The organism is Pseudomonas sp. MWU12-2020, from assembly GCF_023100605.1.
Taxonomy (GTDB): Bacteria; Pseudomonadota; Gammaproteobacteria; order Pseudomonadales; family Pseudomonadaceae; genus Aquipseudomonas; species Aquipseudomonas fluorescens_H.
In genome coordinates, this window is the sequence record NZ_JALMEX010000006.1 from 312215 (window position 1) to 330842 (window position 18628).

Below are 18628 nucleotides of genomic sequence, written 5' to 3' on the forward strand. Positions count from 1 at the left end.
ATGACCGTGCAAGCGTTGCGCCTGCGCAATCTGTCGTCGGCCGAAGCCCTGGTGCGCGAGCGCCTGGGCGCGGGCCTGTGCCTGAACCTGACGCAACCGGCGCCCTCGTCCCTTCATCTACGGCTGGCCCCGATCGCCTTCAATAGCGAGCCCGCCACAGCGCTCGAATCAGTTTGCGGCCGGTTCTGGCTGGACGACGCAGAACCACTGCTGAGTGCGATCTCCGCATGCCCGGCGATCCTTGCCGACCCACTGACTGCCAGCACGCAATGCTCCTGGTACTGGCCGCTGTACAACCAGTACCTGGCCCCTGAACTGCAGGCGATATGGAGCCCGTTGCAAACGGTCATTGCACCGCCCGTGCCGGGGCTGGACTGTCTGCTGGAGCTGCGCGGCGCGACGCTGGGCACCCACACCAGCCGTCTGCGAATCAGCGCCGAGACCTTGCTGCGCTGGCTCGAAAACGCGGCCTGGCAAAGCAATGCCGGCAACGACAACGAGCCGATCTGGCCTGTGCATATCCCGTTGTTGCTGGGACATTGCAGCCTGAGTCGCGGCGAATTACTCGGCCTGCAACCGGGTGATGTTCTGCTTATCCACCAGGCCCTGTTCAGCGCCGACGGCCAAGGCAGCCTGCAGATCGGCGCCTGCCGTCTGCACCTGCGTCAATTGCCGGGCACTGCCCTGCACTTCACCCTCACCGAACTGGAAGACCTGACGATGAATGCCTCTCTGGATCACTTCGCTCTCGCCGATCAACCCATGCCCAGCGAGGTACAGCCCTCAGCGCCGGGTGCAGAATCCACGCGCTTTGACGACCTGCCGCTGGCCCTGACCTTGCGTGCCGGCAGCCTCCACTTGAGCCTCGGCCAGTTGCGTAATCTGGGGGTCGGCTCGGTGCTGCGATTCAACGGCTGCACCCCGGGGGAAGCCACGTTATGCCACGGCGAGCGGGTGCTGGCGCAGGGCGAACTGGTCGACATCGAAGGCCGTCTGGGCTTGCAGATCACCCGGCTGGAGCCGCGCCTGTGAATGTGCAGGATGTCGACCCGCTGACCCTCGCCCTGTTCCTCGGCGCCCTGTCGCTGGTGCCGCTGCTGATGATGATCTGCACCGCGTTCCTGAAGATTTCCATGGTGCTGCTGATTACCCGCAACGCCATCGGTGTGCAGCAGGCACCGCCGAACATGGCGCTGTACGGCATCGCGCTGGCGGCGACGCTGTTCATCATGGCGCCGGTGTTCAACGACATGGGCCAGCGCTTCCGGCAGTTGCCGCAACGCATGGACAACTTCAGCGCCATGCAAAGCGCCGGCACCCAGGTGCTGGAGCCGTTGCGCCTGTTCATGTCACGCAATGTCGATCCGGACATCCAGACCCATCTGCTGGAAAACACTCAGCGCATGTGGCCGGCGCCGATGGCGGCCAAGGCCAGCCGCGACGACCTGCTGCTGATTGTCCCGGCGTTCGTGCTCTCGGAATTGCAGGCCGGGTTCCAGATCGGTTTTCTGATCTACGTGCCCTTCATCGTGATCGACCTGATCGTCTCCAACATCCTGCTCGCGCTGGGCATGCAAATGGTGGCGCCGATGACCATTTCCCTGCCGTTGAAGATCCTGCTGTTCGTGCTGGTCGATGGCTGGACACGACTGCTCGATGGCCTTTTCTACAGCTACCTGTGAGAGCGCCATGGATACATTGACGCTGTTCAAGCAGGCAATGTTGCTGGTGGTGGTGCTGTCGGCGCCGCCGTTGATCGTGGCGGTGATCGTCGGCGTGCTGACCTCGTTGCTGCAAGCGGTCATGCAGTTGCAGGACCAGACCCTGCCGTTCGCGATCAAACTGGTCGCAGTGGGCATCGCTCTGGCGTTGACCGGGCGCTGGATTGGCGTCGAGTTGATGCAATTGGCCAACCTGGCATTCAGCATGATCGCGCAGACGAGGGCCTGAAATGTTCCAGCCGGCCTTCACTGAAGTCTCCGAATCCATCCTCGCTCTGACGTTAGGCATGGCGCGCCTCTATCCCTGCCTGTTTCTGGTGCCGGCGTTCGCCTTTCGCGAGATCAAGGGCATGCTGCGCCACGCCATCGTCCTGGCGTTGGCGCTGGTGCCGATGCCAGGCATCCGCGCCAGTCTGGCCGGTCACGACCTGGGTTGGATCGACCTTGGCGGGCTGGTTTTGAAAGAGAGCCTGATCGGCCTGCTGCTGGGCCTGTTGCTGGCGATGCCGTTCTGGATGTTTGAGTCCATCGGCTGCCTGTTCGACAACCAGCGCGGTGCGCTGATCGGCGGCCAGATCAACCCGGCATTGGGCGACAACACCTCGGAACTGGGGCACATGTTCAAGCAACTGTTGATTCTGTTGCTGATCCTCGGCGGCGGTTATGCCGCGCTGACGCAGGTGATCTGGGACAGCTACGCGGTGTGGCCGGCCAATCACTGGCTGCCAATGCCCGCTACGGATGGCTGGGATCTTTACCTGAAACTGCTCGCCAGCACCTTTCGCTGCATGGTGCTGTACGCCGCGCCGCTGGTGGGTTTGTTGTTGCTGATCGAGTTCGGCATGGCGATTCTCAGCCTGTACAGCCCGCAGTTGCAGGTGTCGACGCTGGCGATGCCGGCAAAAAGCCTGGTCGGTCTGGGCTTTCTGGTGCTCTATCTGCCGATGCTGTGCTGGCTCGGCCAGGGCCAGTTGGCGCAGTTGGGCGACTTCAAACACCTGCTGCCCTTGCTGCTCAAGGCCACGCCATGAGCGAAAAAACCGAGCAGCCGACGCAGAAAAAACTCGCCGATGCCCGCAAGAAAGGTCAGGTAGGCCAAAGCCAGGACGTGCCCAAACTGCTGATCTTCGGCGCACTGCTCGAGCTGATCCTGGGACTGGCCGACGGCGGCATCGCCAGGCTCAAGGCGCTGATGAACCTGCCCCTGCAGCAGATCGGCCGGCCGTTCGGCGCCGGCGTCGGCGAGGTGTTGACCAAGGCCGGCTGGGACTTGCTGCTGTTCATGCTGCCAGTGCTGGGGATTGCCGTGGCCATGCGCCTGATCGGTGGCTGGGTGCAGTTCGGGCCGCTGTTCGCGCCCGAAGCGCTCAAGCTGGATTTCGAGCGGCTCAATCCACTGAATCAGTTCAAGCAGATGTTCTCTTCGCGCCAGTTGTTCAACCTGCTCAACAGCCTGTGCAAGGCGTTGCTGATCGGTGTGGTCCTGTACCTGGTGTTGCCGCCGGCGCTGGGCGATCTGATCGGTCTGGCCAGTGCCGACCTGGACACTTACTGGCAAGCCATGATCGCCCTGTTTCGCCGCCTCTCGCGTATCTGCCTGGGTTTGCTGCTGGTGCTGGCGGTGGTGGACTTCGCCCTGCAGAAGTACTTTTTCATCAAGGGTCAGCGCATGAGCCACGAAGACCTGCGCAAGGAATTCAAGCAAATGGAAGGCGACCCGCACATGAAGTCGCACCGCAAGTCACTGGCCCGGGAAATGCTCCAGCAGCCGGCCGGCGCGGCTGCGGCCAAGGCGCCGGTGGAAGAAGCCGATTTGCTGCTGGTCAACCCGACCCACTATGCCGTGGCGTTGTTCTATCGCCCGCAGCAAACCCCGCTGCCACGCATCATCGGCAAGGGCCACGATGCCGAGGCGCGGGAGCTGATCGAGCGCGCCCGGGCGGCCGGCGTGCCGGTGATTCGTTACGTGTGGCTGGCGCGCACGCTGTATCGCAGCGAAGTCGGCCAGTTCATCCCGCGTGAAACCCTGCAAGCGGTGGCTCAGGTCTATCGCCTGCTGCGTGAGCTCGACGATCAGTTGCAGGAGCAGACCATTGAAATGCCCGGCACACCCTACTGAACCACCAAGGAACCACCAAGGAACCAGCTCTCGGCGCCGGCCACTCAGGGCAAAGGAATTTTTCCTGAACGCCCAAGGCGGACGTAACGACCCCGCCGTGTCAGTCCATGACCTGGAGCTCTCCCATGGAGTCATCGATTCAACGGACGGCGTCGCCGACGCTGGCGCCCCTCCCGCAGACCACCCACAACCCGCTGGGCCTGGAACAACAGCCGCAGGCACCGACCCAGCGCAGCAGTCACACCTTGAGAGATCTGGGTCGACGCCTGCTGAACCTGGTCGGCCATGTCAAACAGGACACCCAGGCGACGCCTCGCCTGTCGGCCCCCTCCTCCTCGGCCAGCAACGCCAATCCGTCGGCGGCACTGGAAAGCGAACCGCAGGCCTCGTCTTCGAGCGCCGGCAACACCGGGCAAACGCCGCGACTGAGCCGCAGCAACGCCGCGCACTTCAATGGCCAGGAAGAGCGCATTCAGCGCCGCACGCCGAGCGAAGACAAGTCGCCGGAGATACATCTGGATGCCAAGGGCCAGCCGCAATTCAGTGATTTCAAACCCGCTGCGGTGGCCGATCTGCTGCACAGCACCTTGACCCGATCCGGGCAGCACTATCAGGCCAGCGCCAGTGACCGCAATGGCGAGGACCATCTGCTGCTGGAGCCCCAAGGCCATTTGCTGCACATCAAACAGACGCCGACCGCCGTGACAATGCTGCGCAGCAGCCAGCCGGCCGGCCCGCAGGAAACCGGCAAAGGTCAGTCACCGACACTGGTCCTGCAAGACCAGCAAGCACGCGTCAACACCGGCAACGCACTGGACACGATTGGCCGCGCGCATCTCGGCCATCTGACCGGAATCCATCAGGATCGCGACGGTCAGCCCTTGCGTCTGCACGAAGAAAAGCTTTACGAATTCGATCACGCCAGCCGCACCTGGAGCACGCCGCCGGGCAGCGAAGACATGCAATTCAGCCATCTGTCGAGTCAGGGCAACGGCAAGTTATATGGACAGATCGGTGATCATCTGGTGGACCTCACCAGCCGCGATGTACCGCACGTTGAAATTCCGCAACTCAAGGCCTTTTCAGTCGGCGCCGATCAGCATGTCGCGACCCTGAGTGGCGAGCAGAACCGCACCCTGCACCTGTTCGATCTGGCACAGGAAACCCCGGCCACCGGCGCCGGCAAGACGCTGATCCTCAATGGCGGCCTGGCCGAAGCCAGGCACATCGGACTGAGCCCTGAGCGCTTGTTCGTCAGCGACACTGAAGGTCGTCTGTACAGCGTCAAGCGTGCGGATATCGATGCCGAATCGTCGACCCTGCAACTGATGCCCGAGGAGCACTTCCACCCCGAAGGTGAACGCCTGGGTGGCAAACATCAGGTCAGCGGTTTGCTCCATGACAATCAGGGCGGTTTGCAGGTGTTGCTCAGCGATCGCGCCGGGCAGACCCACACCCATGCGCTGGACGAGCCCAATCTGCGCCTCAAGGATGGCTGGAATCTCAGTGACGCGCTGGTGCTGGACAACAAGCGCGGCCTGCCCGGCAGTGCCGCGCCAACGCCGGCGCAGACCTTCGACCTTGATCGGCTGGGCCGGGTGGGCCTGAGCGATCAGCGTGTACAGCGCTGGGACTCCACCAGTCAGGACTGGAAGGACACCGGCATCAAGGACGTCGAGCAGTTGCAGCGCGGTATCGACAGCAAAGCTTATTTGCTGCAGGACGGGCAGTTGAAAAAGCTCGATGTCAGCCCCCATTACAACACCGTCAACGTCGGCGGCAGCCACACCCTGAACCAGCCGCCGCGCTCAACCAAGGTTGCACTGGGCGAGCCGCTGGCCGGCCTTGAAGAGCGCCATATCACTGCATTCGCGATGCTCAACGACAAGCAGTTTGTCGCCCAGGACAGCAACCAGCGCCTGACCGCGCATCATCCCGACGGCACCAGCAGCGACCTCAGCCGCCTCGATCTGGAAGGCACCGTGGCCTCGCTGGCACTGGACGAAAATCACAACCTGCATGCGCTGACCACCGAAGGCAAACTGTTCACTCTGGCCAAGGATGACTGGCAGGCCAAGCCCGACCAGCCGCGCCCTGAGGCCAGCTGGAAACCCGTGCCGCTGCCGGCCGGGCAACGGCTGCAAAGTATCCGCACCGGCGATGACAATCGCTTGAACGTGACCGTCAGGGACAACCCCGAGCAACCACCCTTGCAGCTCAAGGGCCAGACCTGGCAGCCCGTGACACCGCGCCCGGCCGACCATAACGCCCTCAGCGACTTGTTCACGCGAGTGCGCGGCGGCGAGAAAACCGCAAGAATTCCCGGTACCGGCCTCACCGCCCGCCTGAATGCCAACTTCATGGGCCGTAGCAACGTGGAAAACTCCAACCGTGCGCCCACCCGTGAATTCATCCGCGCCAACATTTTCAAACCGACGCTGGAAACCCCGCGGGTACTGAAAAATATCGGCAACCACATCCAGCATCACCACCACGGCCGCGAAGGTTTGCGTCCGCTGTACAAGTCCGAAGGCGAGCTGTTCAAGCGTCTGGAAATTCTCAATCACGATCAGCCCGCCGCGCCGCCGGGGCGCGATCTGAAGTCGCGGATCAGTCAGCTCGATCTTGGCCCGCAAGGCGCCGACCTGCTGCAGGATCTCGAATCCCTGCGCGGCGAGCTGGAGGACAACAGCCTGCGGGCCACCCGGCATCTGGGCCAGCAACACGGCAAGTCGAAACTGCTGCAGCAAAAGGAGGGTTTGCTGAACATTCACGGCGAACTGGCGCCGGCATCACGACGCACGCAACTGAGCATGAAACTGGAAAACCTCGGGCAAAAACTCAATATCGCCAGCTCAGGTCATGACCTGCTCAAGGAGGCGCAAGGCGCACTCAAGCAGGTTGCACCGTCAGCGGACAATCCCACCGGCACCCTGCTCAAGACCCTGCAGGACAACGGCATGAAGCTCTCTCATCAAAAGGCCGATATTCCCCTCGGGCAACGCCGTGACGCCAGTGACAGCCAAGGACTGACCAAAGCCCGGCTGGCGCTGGACGTGGTGACGCTGAAGGACCTCGGCGACCTGCTGGGCAGGGTGGAAATGCTCCGCCCCGACGCCGACAACAGCCAGCAGCTGGCGCAGTTGAAAAAGCAATTCAGCGATTTGCGGGACAAGACCTACGGTGAACATCCGGTGAAGCAGATCACCGACATGGGTTTCACCGATCACGCCAACCTCGAAGCGTCCTATGACGGCATCAAGGCCTTCCTCAACGGGTTCAAGAAGGAAGACCACGCCACCAGCGTCAACCTGCGGGCCGCAACCGGCAGCAAGACCCAGGCGGAACTGGCGGACCAGCTCAAGTCGGCGCTCAAGCAACTCGAACACCCCGACGACGAAATTGCCCTGCAACGCAGCTACGGACTCAACCTCAGCACGCCGTTCGTGTCGCTGGCCAACAAGGGCATGGGCCCGTGGCCCAGCGGTGCGGTGGGTGGCGGGCGCAATTACAACCTCAACGCCGAGCGTGGCGACAAAGGCGTGACCGTGTACCTGCAACGTGAAGGCTCGGGGATGGCCAGCGGTGGCGTGGGTGGCGGCAAGGACTACTGGCCGGGGTTCTTCAAGGCCGGCGAAGTGGACAAGTTCACCAAGGTTGATATCGGCAATGATCGGCAACTGACCCCGGCGTTTCGCCTGGGCGTGGACGTCACCGGCACCGCCACCCGCACTCAGCGTGACGGCGTGGTGTTCACCGTGCCTGACGAAGGCATCGATCAGTTCGTCGACAACCTGTTCAGCGGCAAGATGAGTCCGCTTGAAGTGATGAAAAAAGGCGTCGATCACGAAACCCAGAAAGGCCTGCGTTTCAACGTCGACGTCAATGCCAGCGCCAGCGCCGAGATGCGCGTCGCCCTTGGCATCAGCGACAAGGACAGCTCGCCGTTATCCGCCGCCGCACGGCTCGGTGTCGGCGGCACGGTCAACGTCAACCTGCTCAACTACACCAACTACTCCCTCGACCAGCACAGCAACAAGGGCGAGTTGCAGGAAAGCAGCCGCAACCGTCCGCGCGCGCTCAACAGCTTCGGCGGTTCACTGTTTGCCCGCGCCCAGCTCGCCGGCAGCAATGCCCAGCCGTCCGGCGCCTCGCAGGGCGTGGTCGCGCCACTGGGTGGCAGTGCGACCGTCAACGTCGACAACAAGACCAGCAAACGCGTCAAATTCACCTTCAAGGAAGCCGAACCGCTGACCAGTGCCAACCTGAGCAAACTCGGTGGCAGCCTCGGCGCCGCGTTCAAGGATCCGGCGTCACAACAGATACTGACGCGACTGGCCGATACCGCACATGCCGACTACGCAGGCCTCGGCCCCAAGGAAAAACTGCAAAAGCAACTGGACGGTCTGCAGCGACACTTCGCCGACAAACCGGCGGAAAACGACGAGCAATACGCAGCCCTGCGCGCGCTCAAGCGGGCCGGCGTGCAGCAACAGGCGGCGGAGGCCAGACACAGCCTGCTCGACGGCGGACGCTTTGAAAGCTCCTACACCAACCTCTCGCGTCTGGACGAGCAAGGCGTGGTGTCCAAGGTCATGAGTCTGGTCAGCCCGATGCACTCGCCGAGCAACGCTGAGCGCGTCTCGGCGTTGCTCGGCCAGGACCCGACGCTCAAGGCCCTGGTCAAGGATCTGCAAGGCACGCCGGGCACCCTGGCGCGAGTGCGCCTTGAACTCAAGGACTCGGTGCAGGACCGCATCGATGAAGGCAGCCGCCGAGGCGACCTGTCGCAGAAGGAACTGGCGGCGCTGCTCAGCGACCGCGACAACATGCGGATCAAGGCCATCACCGTGTTCCAGAGCGTCAACCAGCCTGAGAGCTTCACCTCGCCGCTGCCCTTGGTCAGCTACAGCAGCAGTGCTTCGCTCAACGTCAACAAGACGCTGGGCAAGATCAACTTCAGCTATGGCCAGGATCAGGACACCCCCAAGAGTTACTTCCTCGACGGCGAACTCTCAAGGCCTGGGGCTTCGCTCAAGGCCACGGTGGACGCCTTGAAGAAAGACGGCCTGCAACTCAAGAGCTGAACCTGCCTGCCTTCGCCGTGGCCCGCGTGGCCACGGCTTTTTCCCCAAGCGATTATCCAGACTCTCCAAGGAGGCCACATGCGTCCTGCGTTTTATCCCCTCGACGATTTTCCGTTACTGGCCGAACTGGCCGCGCAATGGCCGTTGATGCAGCACGAGGTGCTGACGTTGCAAGCGCCGGTGCTCGACATCGACCGTACTGACAAGGCTCATGAACAGATTCACCACGAAGTCACCACGCACCTGCAACAGGGCGGCGACTATGGCTGGCTTAAAGGCTGGGGCGAGGCCGGCGGTAACCGCGACTGGGTGCAATACCCGCTGCTGTTCCGCGATCAGGTACTGCCTCCCGCCCGGGCGGCATTGCCGCGCACGGTGGCGCTGCTCGAAACCCTGGCCGGGTTCAAGGTCGCCGCCCTCGCTCGACTGGAGCCTCACGCCTGGCTCAGCACTCACCGTCATCCCGAGGTCTGCGAGGAAGGCCTGCTGCAAATGCACCTGACCCTGGGCGCGGCCGCCGAACGCAACTACGCCTACCTGAACGTTGCCGGCGAGTTTTATCAGCATCGCTGCGGCACGGCGGTGATCTTCGACGGCTCGCAGGATCATTTTGTGGTCAATGCCAGCGATGCACCGCGCACGATCCTTTATCTGGAATTCGAGCAGGCACGCCTGCAGGCCCAGCACTGAAGCGCAATAAACAACGGGCGCCTGTCACCAGGTGCCCGTTGTTTATGGTGGCCGTTAGCAGCGCGGCTGAGCGTTCGCTTCCTGCAAACGCTCAGCCAGCGAACGGACAATCCAGTAGGCCGTCAACGCGGCTGCCTGCTGTAATTGATCCGTTGCGCCATGCGGCTGGAAATCCTGTTCCAGGCTGTCGATGTAACGCGGCAGGCTGAAGCGCTCACTGCGGCGAATCGCCGGTTTTTCGAGGCTCGCCCGCAAGCTCTGACTGACCAGAGCGATGGCCTGTTCGAACGCCTGACGCTGACGGGCATCCAGCTCGCCATTGCCATGAACCAGCGCCTTCCAACTGCTCGGGATTGAAGGCTGCGCACTCATGTCAGACCTCCTGGAACCGGGTCGACTCAGGCAGCTTGCTGTAAGCGTTCTGCACGTTTTTCAGGTCGATGTTGTGAGTGCTGATGTTCAAACCCTCGCTGTCGCTTTTGACGAAGGAGAACTTGCCGTTTTCGGCGCTGATATTGCTCAGATTGAGGTTCCAGTTGCCCTGCTGACCACCGTTGGTGCGCATGAAGGTGCCAAAGTCCTTGGCCTTGAAGTTGTCGAAATTGACGTTGGCATCGGCATTGAGCTGGAAGATCTTGTCCGCCGCGCCCTGGGCACTGCTGTTGGTGATGTTCAGGTGGGTGGTCTTGGCGCCGCCGTCCTTCACCGTCAGGGCATCTTCGCCGACATTGGTCCAGTGCACGTTATCCACGTTGACTGGCTCCTCGCCGTTTGCCTTGACGTGCACGCCATCAGCGCCGTTTTCGCCGATGATCACGTTTTTCAAAGTGGCGCCTTCAGCCAGTTCGAACAGCGGTTTCTGCGACTCGCCCTGACCACCGTCGCCCAGTGCGGCACCGGCAGTGAAGGTCTTGCCGCCGCCGTCGAACACTTCGCCCGGCCCGACCTTGATGGTGCTGTTGACCACGGTCGGGTTACTCGAAGCGGTCGGGAACGCCACCGGCGCTGCACCGCTGTTGTCCAGAACCGGTGCCCCAGCTTCCGGGTTCGGGCTGACACCAGCGTCCGGCACCGGCGCAGTGTTGCCGGTTACCGGTGCGCCGCCCTTGCTTGATGTGCCACCACCGTCGGCTCCCGGCGTGCCAAAGGTATCGGGGTGGCTGTCCATGAACTGGGCGATCATCTCCAGCAGTTCCTTGAGTCGATCGTCGCCGGACACTTGTCCGCCGCCCTCTGCAGTCGGACTGATCGCGCTGTTCAGGGAGCCTTCGCCGAGGCTCTTCATCAGCGTATTGACCAGATCCTCGGGGCTCGAACCTGCGCCAGCCCCTTGCGTGCCCCCCACACCCTTGGCCTGTGCGCCGTCACCGCCCTGAGCACCGTCGCCGCCGAGGATCTTCTCGAACAGTGCCATCAAGACCTGAGTCAGCAACTCTTTGGACGACTCGCCACCACTGCCCTCGGTGGCGGTTTGCCCGTCCTTGCCCGACCCTTGCAGCTTCTGCAGCAAATCATCGCCGGCGCTCTGGTCGGAGGCGCCGGCTTCCTTGCCCGACGATGAGCCCAACAACATCTCGGCCAGCATGCTGGCCAGATCATGCAACCCGGAAGCACCGGACGGCGCGTTCTGGCCTGGCAGCGTGCTCTGATCCAGCGACAAACCGGCCACCGACCCACTCTGTGAAAGCCCTGAAAAAACACTGAAATCTGCCATCTGTATCGTACCCCGTTGCTGAGAGAGTCCGGATCGAGGCCGGGATGGCCTGCGATCCACCGTGCTCGCCGCAGCACTGTGCGGCGACACGCCCTCTGTGTGGCCGGCGCTGGCAGGCAGTTCCTTCGTCGATCAATTGAGCAGACGGGCCAGACTCACACGGGTTTCCCGTACCTGGGCAATAAAGCCCTGCACCAGCCCACCGAAGGTGTCTTCATCGAGTCGAGCCAGTTCACGGGAAGTACACAGGCGCACGTCGCCCTGATCCAGGGCCAGCCAGCAGCCGCGCAAAGTCGCGACATCGAAGTTCATGCTCAGCAGACGTTGCAGGTTGTCCGCGCCCGGTTGCGCAGTGCCCAGGCGACAATGCAAAACCACGGTTTCGCTGTGTTCCGGCAACTCGATGACAGCCGCTTGAAGATGGTCGCGGTCATATAACGCACAGACGCCGCGCTGAAAGGTAAGTGGCGTGCCCAATTGGCTGGCCAACTGGGCAATTAAACGCTGGATGATGGACTCGGAGTTCGCCATTGCTTTTCCTGTAGTTGATTTCGCCGGACAGCTGCCGGTACGAAACATGAGTGGAAAAACAACGACGAGGAGTTCCGTTCAGAACAAACATTGCGAAATCAGTGTTTCAACCCGGCCAGCGACAAGAGTTGAGCAAGTAACGCCTGTAGTTGTTCTCCTTGATATTCATTGTTGAGTTCATGCCAGACCACGAAAGTGTGCTGGCTATCCAGGCAAATGTAGTAACCGTCGTAGGATTCAACATTTTCGAAACGCCGTTTAAGCGCGTCCGAAAACAAATCGGGACGTTGTGCCTGACGCTGGATATTCAGCGCCAGCCCCCAGCCCAGACTCTCCTTGCGACACACGAACTCAATGCCCGGAGCCCATTGCCAGGCACTGGCCCGCTTCTCGCCGATACGCGCAAGAAAATCCTGTTGATCGGTACTTTGCAAAATCGTTTCAGTCATTCAGAGACACCGTACTGTATTCGCCGCCGCCATCCCGTAGTGCGGGAGACCACCAGACATTCAACTCGGCATTATTGGCGCCAAGTTGCTGACAATCACCTGAACCACATGAAGCTTCTGGAATTAAAGTACAAGCGCTCAACAAAAGCAGACTCGCTGCCACAATAATGGCCTGGTACAACTTCATCTCGTCACCTTCCTTGTCGGACGCTACATCCTTTTCCGGCCACCCATTGGGCAGGACGGCGAAAAAACGATGCAGGTCTCGTTATTTTTTATAACCCCCATCACTGTGGGGGCAACATCGATATCCGTGCCGGTGTTGCCGCAGGCGTTGCAGTCGCCGTCGGTCGTAAAGCCACGAAAATCTCAGTTGATTCACCAGGTTGCAACAGGAACTTGGGCGCAACTGTTACCGCCAATGTCTGTGATCCTGAACAAGCTGCCGGGTCAATGCGCTGCGGTGTGGCACTGGTGTTTTTCACCACGCCGACCGCCACCCGATAATCCGTTGCGTTGAACCACTGCATCCGCTGCCGATCCAGCGTGAGCGTCGCTGGCACTTTACACAGGTCGCCCAAGGCCGCACCAGATGATGACTGTTTGATATCACCCGGGATAGCGCCCTTGACCAGACCGGCAAAAGTCGCGGCTATCGCTGCACGCAAAATCGCAGGTTTTCCCGGTTCACGGCCGGACGCCAGCGCCCGGTCGAGTTGCCCGCGGTTTTCGCTGGCCACATAGCGCGCCGGGTCCACCTGGTCGCCAATCAGGCGTGGCGTCAGGATGAACAAGCGCTCGCGCCGCGACGTCTGGCGCTTGTTGGAGGAAAACAGTGGCCCCAGCAACGGAATCTGTCCGAGCACCGGAACCTGTTGCTGCTGGTCGCCACGCTCATCGACGTGGAAACCACCGATCACCAGCGAACGGTTTTCGGCGATCACCGCCTGAGTGCTCACCGTGCCGCGTTTGACGGTCGGCGTCTGTTGGTCGCGAACCTGCTCCAGCTGGCCATCTTCGATATCGACGATCAACTGAAAACGATTGTCGCCACCGCCGGCAATGGTGCGCGGAATCACTTGCAGGCTGGTGCCGGCCGTAACCGGTTCAATCGTCGCTACGCGCTCGCCGGTGGCGGTGATGTACTGCGTGCGGCTGAAGTCGATCACTGCCGGCTGATTTTCCAGGGTCAGCACCGAGGGACGGGCGATCACCGAGGCCACGCCCTGCCCCTCCAGTGCCTGAATCTCGGCGAAGAATCGGTCGAAATCGCGTATGAACAAGGTCGACGAGCCACTGCCGAGCAGCGAGCTACCCGCCGTGACGCTGCCAGCACGGGCCGACCAGCGCGACTCCAGGGTGGTCAACTGACTGCGGTCGATATCAAGGATGATCGCGTCGATCTCCACCAGTTTGCTCGGCAGATCCAGCTGCTCGATCAGTTGCTGGTATTGCCCGCGCTTGTCCGGGTTGTCGTAAATCAGCACGGCGTTGTTGCGCACATCAGCGGCAACGCGCCGCTGTCCACTGGCGTTGGACTTGACCTCGGCACGGCCGCTGACCCGCTCCGTGGCCAAACGCACGATCTTGCCCCGGGCAGTATCAGCCATGCTCTGCAGCGCATTGATATTGGCCTTGGGGTCCAGCGCTGAAGGCGTCGTGGAGCGCTGGTTTTCCAGCAGCCCTTCGAGAATTGCCGCCACGCCGGGAATGCTCACGGTTTGCTCGCGGTACTGAATCTGCCGGTCGGCGACGGCCGCAAAACGCAGCGGAAACATCATCACCTGCTGCTTCTCGTCAGGCTTGATCTTCTCCTTGCTGAAGCTGCGGATCAGCTCGACATAACGCGCTGGCCCGCTGACCAGCACCACACCTTCATCGGGCAATTCGCCCCAGCCGAAACGCTTGTCCAGCAGGCCGATATCGGTCAGCGCCTGTTTCAGATCCGGCGCGGCATCGGCCGACACTTCGAGGCGCTGCGCAACCTGAGCCGATTGGGGGCTGATGTACAACTTGCCGTTGTAGACGAACCACTGAAACTGGTGTTCCAGCGCCAGTCGATCGAGAAATTCCACGGCATTGGTCGCGCGCAATTTGACGTCGAGCATACCGCTGACACCGGTCACACTCAGGCCGACCCCAAAGGCATTGGCGAAATCCCTGAGCACGGTGTCCAGCGGAGTTTGTGTAGCTTCGTAGGCGTAGGCCGATTGCCCCCAGTCAGCGGGAACCGCAGCCAGGGTCGGCAACGACAGTGCCAGCAGCAGGGACATCCCGCACAAATGCTTAAACATAACGGTGCCCCAAAGGTAGAGCGTGATGCCGAGGGCGCACCGGTGCCGGGGTATGGGCCAGCATCGCTTCCCAGACTTCACGCTGATTGGCCAAGGCTTCCAGCGCGGCGATGATCGGGCTGACTCCGTCGAATGGCAGATAGCGCACCAGACACAGACGCCGCTCCTGCGGGTCCAGCGCCAGGGCGGCGCTGAAGCGTCCGAGACTGGGGCCGGACAAACGCAGAGCCGCTTCAAGGTCGGCGTCGCCACCGCGCCAGGCGACACTCAATCCGGCACAACACAGCACTCCGGCGGGTCGCCGTTGCAGGCGCACCGATTGCTGATCGATCAGCAGCGTCAGCTCGCCCTCACCACTGTCCAGCCAGCGTTGCACGGTGACGCTCAGCTCAGCGGATTTCATTGATGATTGCCTTGGCCAGGTTGTGCTTGACGACAATTTCCTGATTGGCCGCCCAACTGGCGGTGGAGGACTGGCGGATCGCCGAGTTGAACGCGTGCCAGTCATCCGGGGAAAACGCATCCAGTGACAAAGCCGCGGAATCCAGATCCTTTTGCGTGTGTTCGAAGGTGTTGTCGAGACGGCGGCGCAGTGCATCAGAAGACAGCATGGTGAGACTCCAGGTCCGAAAACTGCCCACTGAGTGGTCAGCCTTCGAGTTTGGTTCCATGCGTTATCGCACTGATTGCGCCGGGACTTGCGGCAATGGCCAGACCTGGGCGACCAGGGCGCCCCACGACAGGCTGAAATCCCCCAGCGCCGTTCGCAGGCACAGGCTGTCCGGCGGCAGTTGCGGGTCGGCGCGGACACTCCACAGCGCTTGCGTCGTCTGCAACTGGTGGCTGACGGCATCCAGCTCTGCAGGATGACAGTGCAGCACGCCTGCTTCATCCGAGGGCTGAGCTGCGGCGAGCTGGCGCAACAGCGCCTTGATACGCTCCGGTTGCACCGTTTCTCCCAACAGACACTGCATGGCCTCGCTGACCAATGTTTCGGCACTGGCGATAATGTCCGTCCACATCTGTTGCCGCTGCTGCTGCCATTCGTTGAGCAGCGCGTCCGCTTGACGCCAGACCTCGGCCCGTGCCTGCTCGCGGGCCTCGTCGGCCAGTTGCGCCGACTGCCGGCGTGCCTCAGCGAGGATGCTTTCGGCATTGCTGCGGGCAGCCTCCAGCAGCTGACTGGCCAACAGATTTTGTTCGAGGATTTCACGGCGCAGAACCGGGCCGTCGGGCAACGCCTGAGGATCACTGAACGTCAGACAGCGGCGAGTCAACATGGGGCGTTCCTTGTTCATTCGGGACAGTAAGGGCGTACCAGCTGACGGCCTGCCACAGGCTCGTCAGGCGTTGCCCCGGCAGCGAAGCGAAACTCACACGTTCGGCATCGACCACGCGCGAACGGGCAAACGTCAGTCGCAAGCGAGACCAGACCGACTCCCCCACCCACGCCCGCAACAGGCGCAGGCCGCGAATCTCGGCAGTGTCGGCCAACGCTGTCGGCGGCAACCAGTTTCCCGGTTGCAGCGCCTTGCCCAGACGTCGACACCAGATCAGCTCGGGGTGGCTCAAGCCCGGTGGTTGCGGGCTCTGGCTGCCCGCGCAGACCGTTGCCACCAGGTTCAACACCCGCCGCCATTGCTCACAATCCAGGCTGAGCAACGGCAACAGAACGGGGTTGGGTGTGGCGGGCCACTCGGCGCTCATGCCCAGATGCGCATCCAGCCACGGCCCCGAATGACTGCGTAAAAACGCCAGGCAGTGTGCTGCAACGTTCTGCTCGCCCAAAGCCCAATCAGCCTCGGCTTGCCGTGCGCCCTGCACCCACCAGCGCACCCAGGCCAGCGCTTGCTCCGGAGAAACCGCCGACACACTCATCGCGGATCCGACGGCGTCGGTCTGGCCCCGCCTACCGCTTTGCCCAGGCGCTGACGCCATTGCGGGTTGAGCACCAGCAATCCGCCCGCCAGCAATAACGCCGCCAGCACACACAGCCCGGCAAGCCACTGCCAGAACTGCCAGCGTTCCTGAGTCATGCGCAGCGGGCCGATACTCACCTGTTCCTCGGCCTCCTGATAGCTCTGGGCGGGCACGAAGATCACCGCGAGTTTCTTGTCATCGGCGCCGCTGATTCCCGGGATGCTGCTGGCAACCATGCGCCGGATGCGTGGCAGTACACTGTCCGGGTCGAGTTCCGCGCGGTGTTTGATGAACACCGCTGCCGACGCCGGTTGCACCGGTTCGCCCGGCGCCACCCGTTCCGGCAGCACCACGTGAACCCGGGCCACCACCACACCGTCGATCTGCGACAGGGTCTGCTCCAGCTCCTGGGACAAGGCATAGAGGTACCGCGCGCGCTCTTCCAGCGGCGAGGAAATCACCCCTTCCTTGCGAAACACTTCACCCAGGCTGGAGCGCGAGCGACGCGGCAATCCCACGGCTTCGAGCGCCCGCACCGCCCGGGAAATGTCACGGGTCGCCACCAGCACCGCGACGCCGTTCTTGTCCAGCCGCTTCTGCGCATCGATGTGCTTGCCGGCCAGTTCCGCCAGCACTTCGTTGGCGTCCTGTTCGGAGAGGTCGCGGTGCAGCTCCATACGCTCGCCACAACCGCACAGCAGCAGGATCATCAGCGCCGGCACAAGCCGCCTGAATGCCTTGAAATGCATGGTCTGGCCTTATTGAAGACTGGTGAGTTTTTCTACGCTCTGAGCAGCCTTGCTCACCAGTTTGGCGCTGAGCAGGCTCTCCAGATAAAACGAGGACAAGGACCGGTTGGCCTGCAACGCCTGCTGCGGATCGGTGGAGCGCGATGCTCGCTGCAAGTCTCGATCGGCCTTGTCGGCATCCTTTTGCAGGGCCGTAGAAGCCCGGGCGATCGGCGAATCTGCCGCCTCCTCGCGCGGTGGCCGGGCAGCGGCCTGCTGCATCTGTGAGTTAAACCAGGCAATGTCCGCCTCGGCAGGCGGCCTGAGCGGCAGCCCTTCGGTAACGGATAGACCCGAGTGGTTAGCTGTTACCCCTGTAATCGCCATTCATGCTCTCCTGCCGGGACGAAGGTTTACAATCAGCCGCGATAGCTGGTGGAGCTTTGCTGTACCAGCACCGACAAGACGTTGCCGGCCGCGATGCTGGCGTCGGTTTTCAGGGTGTTACCGGCACCGCCGTTAAGGAAGTTCTGCTCGGCATTGGGGAACAGTCCGCCCAGTGAATTGCCTTGAGCACTGCCCTTGACCTCACCCTTGATCATGTCGATGGCTTTCTGGAACTGCTTGCTCTCGCCCTTGGACATGAACAGATCGCCCTCGGACAACTCGCCCATCCAGTCCTTGGATTTGCCGTCCGGTTTGCCGAACTCTTCCGGGTGCATGTCCATGAAACGCGCGACTTCCTTGAGCACGTCCTTGTCGTCGTTGGAGAAAGCCATTTCGCCCTTCGCGTCACGCACGGGGTTGCCGGTTGGCTTGAGCAGGTTGTCGAGTTTTTCTTCGCCCAGATTGCCCAGCAACGACGACAGCAAGTCCTGGATACCGCCACTGCCCTGACTGTTGCCGGTATTGCCGGCGCCCGGATTCCAGCCGCCATTGCTGCCACCGACGTTGCCGCCGTTCTGGGTGCCGCCGCCGAGGATGTCCTTGATCAGACCTTCCAGACCTTGGGTGAAGGCCTGTTTCTCCTCTTTGTTGAGGTAGTTGTCCTCACTCAGCTCATCACGCCAGCTGCGAACCTTGCCGTTGGCATCGTCGGGTTTGCCGAATTTGTCCGGATTCTTGTCCATGTAGTCGGCGATCATCCCCAGCAGCGGGTTTTTCGCATCACGGATGTTCGCGCCGCTGCCGTTTTTCTCGAACAGTGCCTCGCCCAGCAACGAGGCGATCTGCCCGGCGCCGCTGTCGGAGTTGCTCTGCAGATTGCCCAGGCCGGAGGTATTGAAACCGCCCTGGAACGAGGTGGTCTGGGGCATGCTTATCGAAGTGGAAAACATAGATGTGCTCCTGCTTGACTGCGCAAGTCATGGCCCTC

The 18628-nt window shown here is 62.1% G+C and carries 20 protein-coding genes; 7 read left to right on the top strand and 13 right to left on the bottom strand.

Translation table 11 applies throughout. The annotated features are described in order from the left end of the window. The 7 genes from sctQ (at nt 1) to M0814_RS16630 (ending at nt 9617) form a co-directional block, all read left to right on the top strand. Nucleotides 1-1032, top strand: a complete 1032-nt coding sequence (gene sctQ, locus M0814_RS16600) for a type III secretion system cytoplasmic ring protein SctQ (protein ID WP_158547272.1) — start codon at nt 1-3, stop codon at nt 1030-1032. After that, nucleotides 1029-1682, top strand: coding sequence for a type III secretion system export apparatus subunit SctR (sctR, locus tag M0814_RS16605; RefSeq protein ID WP_003225064.1), 654 nt, complete (start codon nt 1029-1031; stop codon nt 1680-1682). The genes sctQ and sctR overlap by 4 nt, the downstream gene beginning before the upstream one ends. Nucleotides 1683-1689: 7 nt before the next feature. Then, complete coding sequence (sctS, locus tag M0814_RS16610) at nt 1690-1950, top strand: type III secretion system export apparatus subunit SctS (protein WP_003225065.1); 261 nt, start codon at nt 1690-1692, stop codon at nt 1948-1950. A gap of 1 nt (nt 1951) precedes the next feature. Next, nucleotides 1952-2752, top strand: a complete 801-nt coding sequence (gene sctT / locus M0814_RS16615) for a type III secretion system export apparatus subunit SctT (RefSeq protein ID WP_103483504.1) — start codon at nt 1952-1954, stop codon at nt 2750-2752. Next, nucleotides 2749-3840 carry a type III secretion system export apparatus subunit SctU gene (sctU, locus tag M0814_RS16620; RefSeq protein WP_003225071.1) on the top strand — a complete coding sequence of 364 codons (1092 nt, stop codon included), beginning with the start codon at nt 2749-2751 and terminating at the stop codon, nt 3838-3840. Before sctT ends, sctU begins: the two co-directional genes overlap by 4 nt. A 125-nt stretch (nt 3841-3965) precedes the next feature. Beyond that, nucleotides 3966-8927 carry an AvrE-family type 3 secretion system effector gene (locus tag M0814_RS16625; RefSeq protein WP_158547271.1) on the top strand — a complete coding sequence of 1654 codons (4962 nt, stop codon included), beginning with the start codon at nt 3966-3968 and terminating at the stop codon, nt 8925-8927. Between the two features lie 78 nt (nt 8928-9005). Then, complete coding sequence (locus tag M0814_RS16630; RefSeq protein WP_103483506.1) at nt 9006-9617, top strand: aspartyl/asparaginyl beta-hydroxylase domain-containing protein; 612 nt, start codon at nt 9006-9008, stop codon at nt 9615-9617. 54 nt (nt 9618-9671) lie between these two features. Here M0814_RS16630 and M0814_RS16635 read toward each other — a convergent pair whose 3' ends face one another. The 13 genes from M0814_RS16635 to M0814_RS16695 all read right to left on the bottom strand — a co-directional run bounded on the left by M0814_RS16635 (nt 9672) and on the right by M0814_RS16695 (nt 18590). Next, nucleotides 9672-9989, bottom strand: coding sequence for an HrpW-specific chaperone (locus M0814_RS16635; RefSeq protein ID WP_103483507.1), 318 nt, complete (start codon nt 9987-9989; stop codon nt 9672-9674). A gap of 1 nt (nt 9990) precedes the next feature. Beyond that, entirely contained in the window at nt 9991-11331 is a 1341-nt protein-coding gene (locus tag M0814_RS16640; protein ID WP_103483508.1) for a pectate lyase, read from the bottom strand. A gap of 132 nt (nt 11332-11463) precedes the next feature. Further along, nucleotides 11464-11862, bottom strand: a complete 399-nt coding sequence (locus M0814_RS16645; protein ID WP_003225077.1) for a type III secretion system chaperone — start codon at nt 11860-11862, stop codon at nt 11464-11466. Between the two features lie 98 nt (nt 11863-11960). Then, nucleotides 11961-12311 (bottom strand): negative regulator of hrp expression HrpV, encoded by a 351-nt coding sequence (locus tag M0814_RS16650; protein ID WP_103483509.1) that lies wholly within the window; start codon nt 12309-12311, stop codon nt 11961-11963. Further along, complete coding sequence (locus M0814_RS16655) at nt 12304-12498, bottom strand: hypothetical protein (RefSeq protein WP_146774697.1); 195 nt, start codon at nt 12496-12498, stop codon at nt 12304-12306. Before M0814_RS16655 ends, M0814_RS16650 begins: the two co-directional genes overlap by 8 nt. Nucleotides 12499-12598: 100 nt before the next feature. Continuing rightward, nucleotides 12599-14605, bottom strand: a complete 2007-nt coding sequence (gene sctC, locus M0814_RS16660; RefSeq protein ID WP_103483510.1) for a type III secretion system outer membrane ring subunit SctC — start codon at nt 14603-14605, stop codon at nt 12599-12601. Next, nucleotides 14598-15008, bottom strand: a complete 411-nt coding sequence (locus M0814_RS16665) for a type III secretion system chaperone (protein WP_003225083.1) — start codon at nt 15006-15008, stop codon at nt 14598-14600. The genes sctC and M0814_RS16665 overlap by 8 nt, the downstream gene beginning before the upstream one ends. Beyond that, nucleotides 14995-15216, bottom strand: a complete 222-nt coding sequence (locus tag M0814_RS16670) for an HPr kinase (RefSeq protein WP_003225084.1) — start codon at nt 15214-15216, stop codon at nt 14995-14997. The genes M0814_RS16665 and M0814_RS16670 overlap by 14 nt, the downstream gene beginning before the upstream one ends. 63 nt (nt 15217-15279) lie before the next feature. Further along, on the bottom strand, nt 15280-15885 hold the full coding sequence (gene sctL, locus M0814_RS16675; RefSeq protein ID WP_103483511.1) for a type III secretion system stator protein SctL: 606 nt from the start codon (nt 15883-15885) through the stop codon (nt 15280-15282). Further along, nucleotides 15854-16483, bottom strand: coding sequence for a hypothetical protein (locus tag M0814_RS16680; protein WP_103483512.1), 630 nt, complete (start codon nt 16481-16483; stop codon nt 15854-15856). Before M0814_RS16680 ends, sctL begins: the two co-directional genes overlap by 32 nt. Further along, nucleotides 16480-17274, bottom strand: coding sequence for a type III secretion inner membrane ring lipoprotein SctJ (gene sctJ / locus M0814_RS16685; RefSeq protein ID WP_103483513.1), 795 nt, complete (start codon nt 17272-17274; stop codon nt 16480-16482). The genes M0814_RS16680 and sctJ overlap by 4 nt, the downstream gene beginning before the upstream one ends. 9 nt (nt 17275-17283) lie before the next feature. Continuing rightward, nucleotides 17284-17640, bottom strand: a complete 357-nt coding sequence (gene sctI, locus M0814_RS16690; protein WP_103483514.1) for a type III secretion system inner rod subunit SctI — start codon at nt 17638-17640, stop codon at nt 17284-17286. A gap of 32 nt (nt 17641-17672) precedes the next feature. Next, complete coding sequence (locus tag M0814_RS16695) at nt 17673-18590, bottom strand: DNA-binding protein (RefSeq protein WP_003225093.1); 918 nt, start codon at nt 18588-18590, stop codon at nt 17673-17675. Nucleotides 18591-18628 lie beyond the last annotated feature (38 nt).

Bases quoted from the DNA above. Each gene is read 5' to 3' on its own strand.
- sctJ (WP_103483513.1), bottom strand. From the start codon at position 17,274: ATGCATTTCAAGGCATTCAGGCGGCTTGTGCCGGCGCTGATGATCCTG.
- M0814_RS16625 (WP_158547271.1), top strand. From the start codon at position 3,966: ATGGAGTCATCGATTCAACGGACGGCGTCGCCGACGCTGGCGCCCCTC.
- sctL (WP_103483511.1), bottom strand. From the start codon at position 15,885: ATGTTGACTCGCCGCTGTCTGACGTTCAGTGATCCTCAGGCGTTGCCC.
- M0814_RS16680 (WP_103483512.1), bottom strand. From the start codon at position 16,483: ATGAGTGTGTCGGCGGTTTCTCCGGAGCAAGCGCTGGCCTGGGTGCGC.
- M0814_RS16670 (WP_003225084.1), bottom strand. From the start codon at position 15,216: ATGCTGTCTTCTGATGCACTGCGCCGCCGTCTCGACAACACCTTCGAA.
- sctS (WP_003225065.1), top strand. From the start codon at position 1,690: ATGGATACATTGACGCTGTTCAAGCAGGCAATGTTGCTGGTGGTGGTG.
- sctU (WP_003225071.1), top strand. From the start codon at position 2,749: ATGAGCGAAAAAACCGAGCAGCCGACGCAGAAAAAACTCGCCGATGCC.
- sctC (WP_103483510.1), bottom strand. From the start codon at position 14,605: ATGTTTAAGCATTTGTGCGGGATGTCCCTGCTGCTGGCACTGTCGTTG.
- M0814_RS16645 (WP_003225077.1), bottom strand. From the start codon at position 11,862: ATGGCGAACTCCGAGTCCATCATCCAGCGTTTAATTGCCCAGTTGGCC.
- M0814_RS16635 (WP_103483507.1), bottom strand. From the start codon at position 9,989: ATGAGTGCGCAGCCTTCAATCCCGAGCAGTTGGAAGGCGCTGGTTCAT.
- sctT (WP_103483504.1), top strand. From the start codon at position 1,952: ATGTTCCAGCCGGCCTTCACTGAAGTCTCCGAATCCATCCTCGCTCTG.
- M0814_RS16640 (WP_103483508.1), bottom strand. From the start codon at position 11,331: ATGGCAGATTTCAGTGTTTTTTCAGGGCTTTCACAGAGTGGGTCGGTG.
- M0814_RS16665 (WP_003225083.1), bottom strand. From the start codon at position 15,008: ATGAAATCCGCTGAGCTGAGCGTCACCGTGCAACGCTGGCTGGACAGT.
- sctI (WP_103483514.1), bottom strand. From the start codon at position 17,640: ATGGCGATTACAGGGGTAACAGCTAACCACTCGGGTCTATCCGTTACC.
- M0814_RS16695 (WP_003225093.1), bottom strand. From the start codon at position 18,590: ATGTTTTCCACTTCGATAAGCATGCCCCAGACCACCTCGTTCCAGGGC.
- sctQ (WP_158547272.1), top strand. From the start codon at position 1: ATGACCGTGCAAGCGTTGCGCCTGCGCAATCTGTCGTCGGCCGAAGCC.
- M0814_RS16650 (WP_103483509.1), bottom strand. From the start codon at position 12,311: ATGACTGAAACGATTTTGCAAAGTACCGATCAACAGGATTTTCTTGCG.
- M0814_RS16655 (WP_146774697.1), bottom strand. From the start codon at position 12,498: ATGAAGTTGTACCAGGCCATTATTGTGGCAGCGAGTCTGCTTTTGTTG.
- M0814_RS16630 (WP_103483506.1), top strand. From the start codon at position 9,006: ATGCGTCCTGCGTTTTATCCCCTCGACGATTTTCCGTTACTGGCCGAA.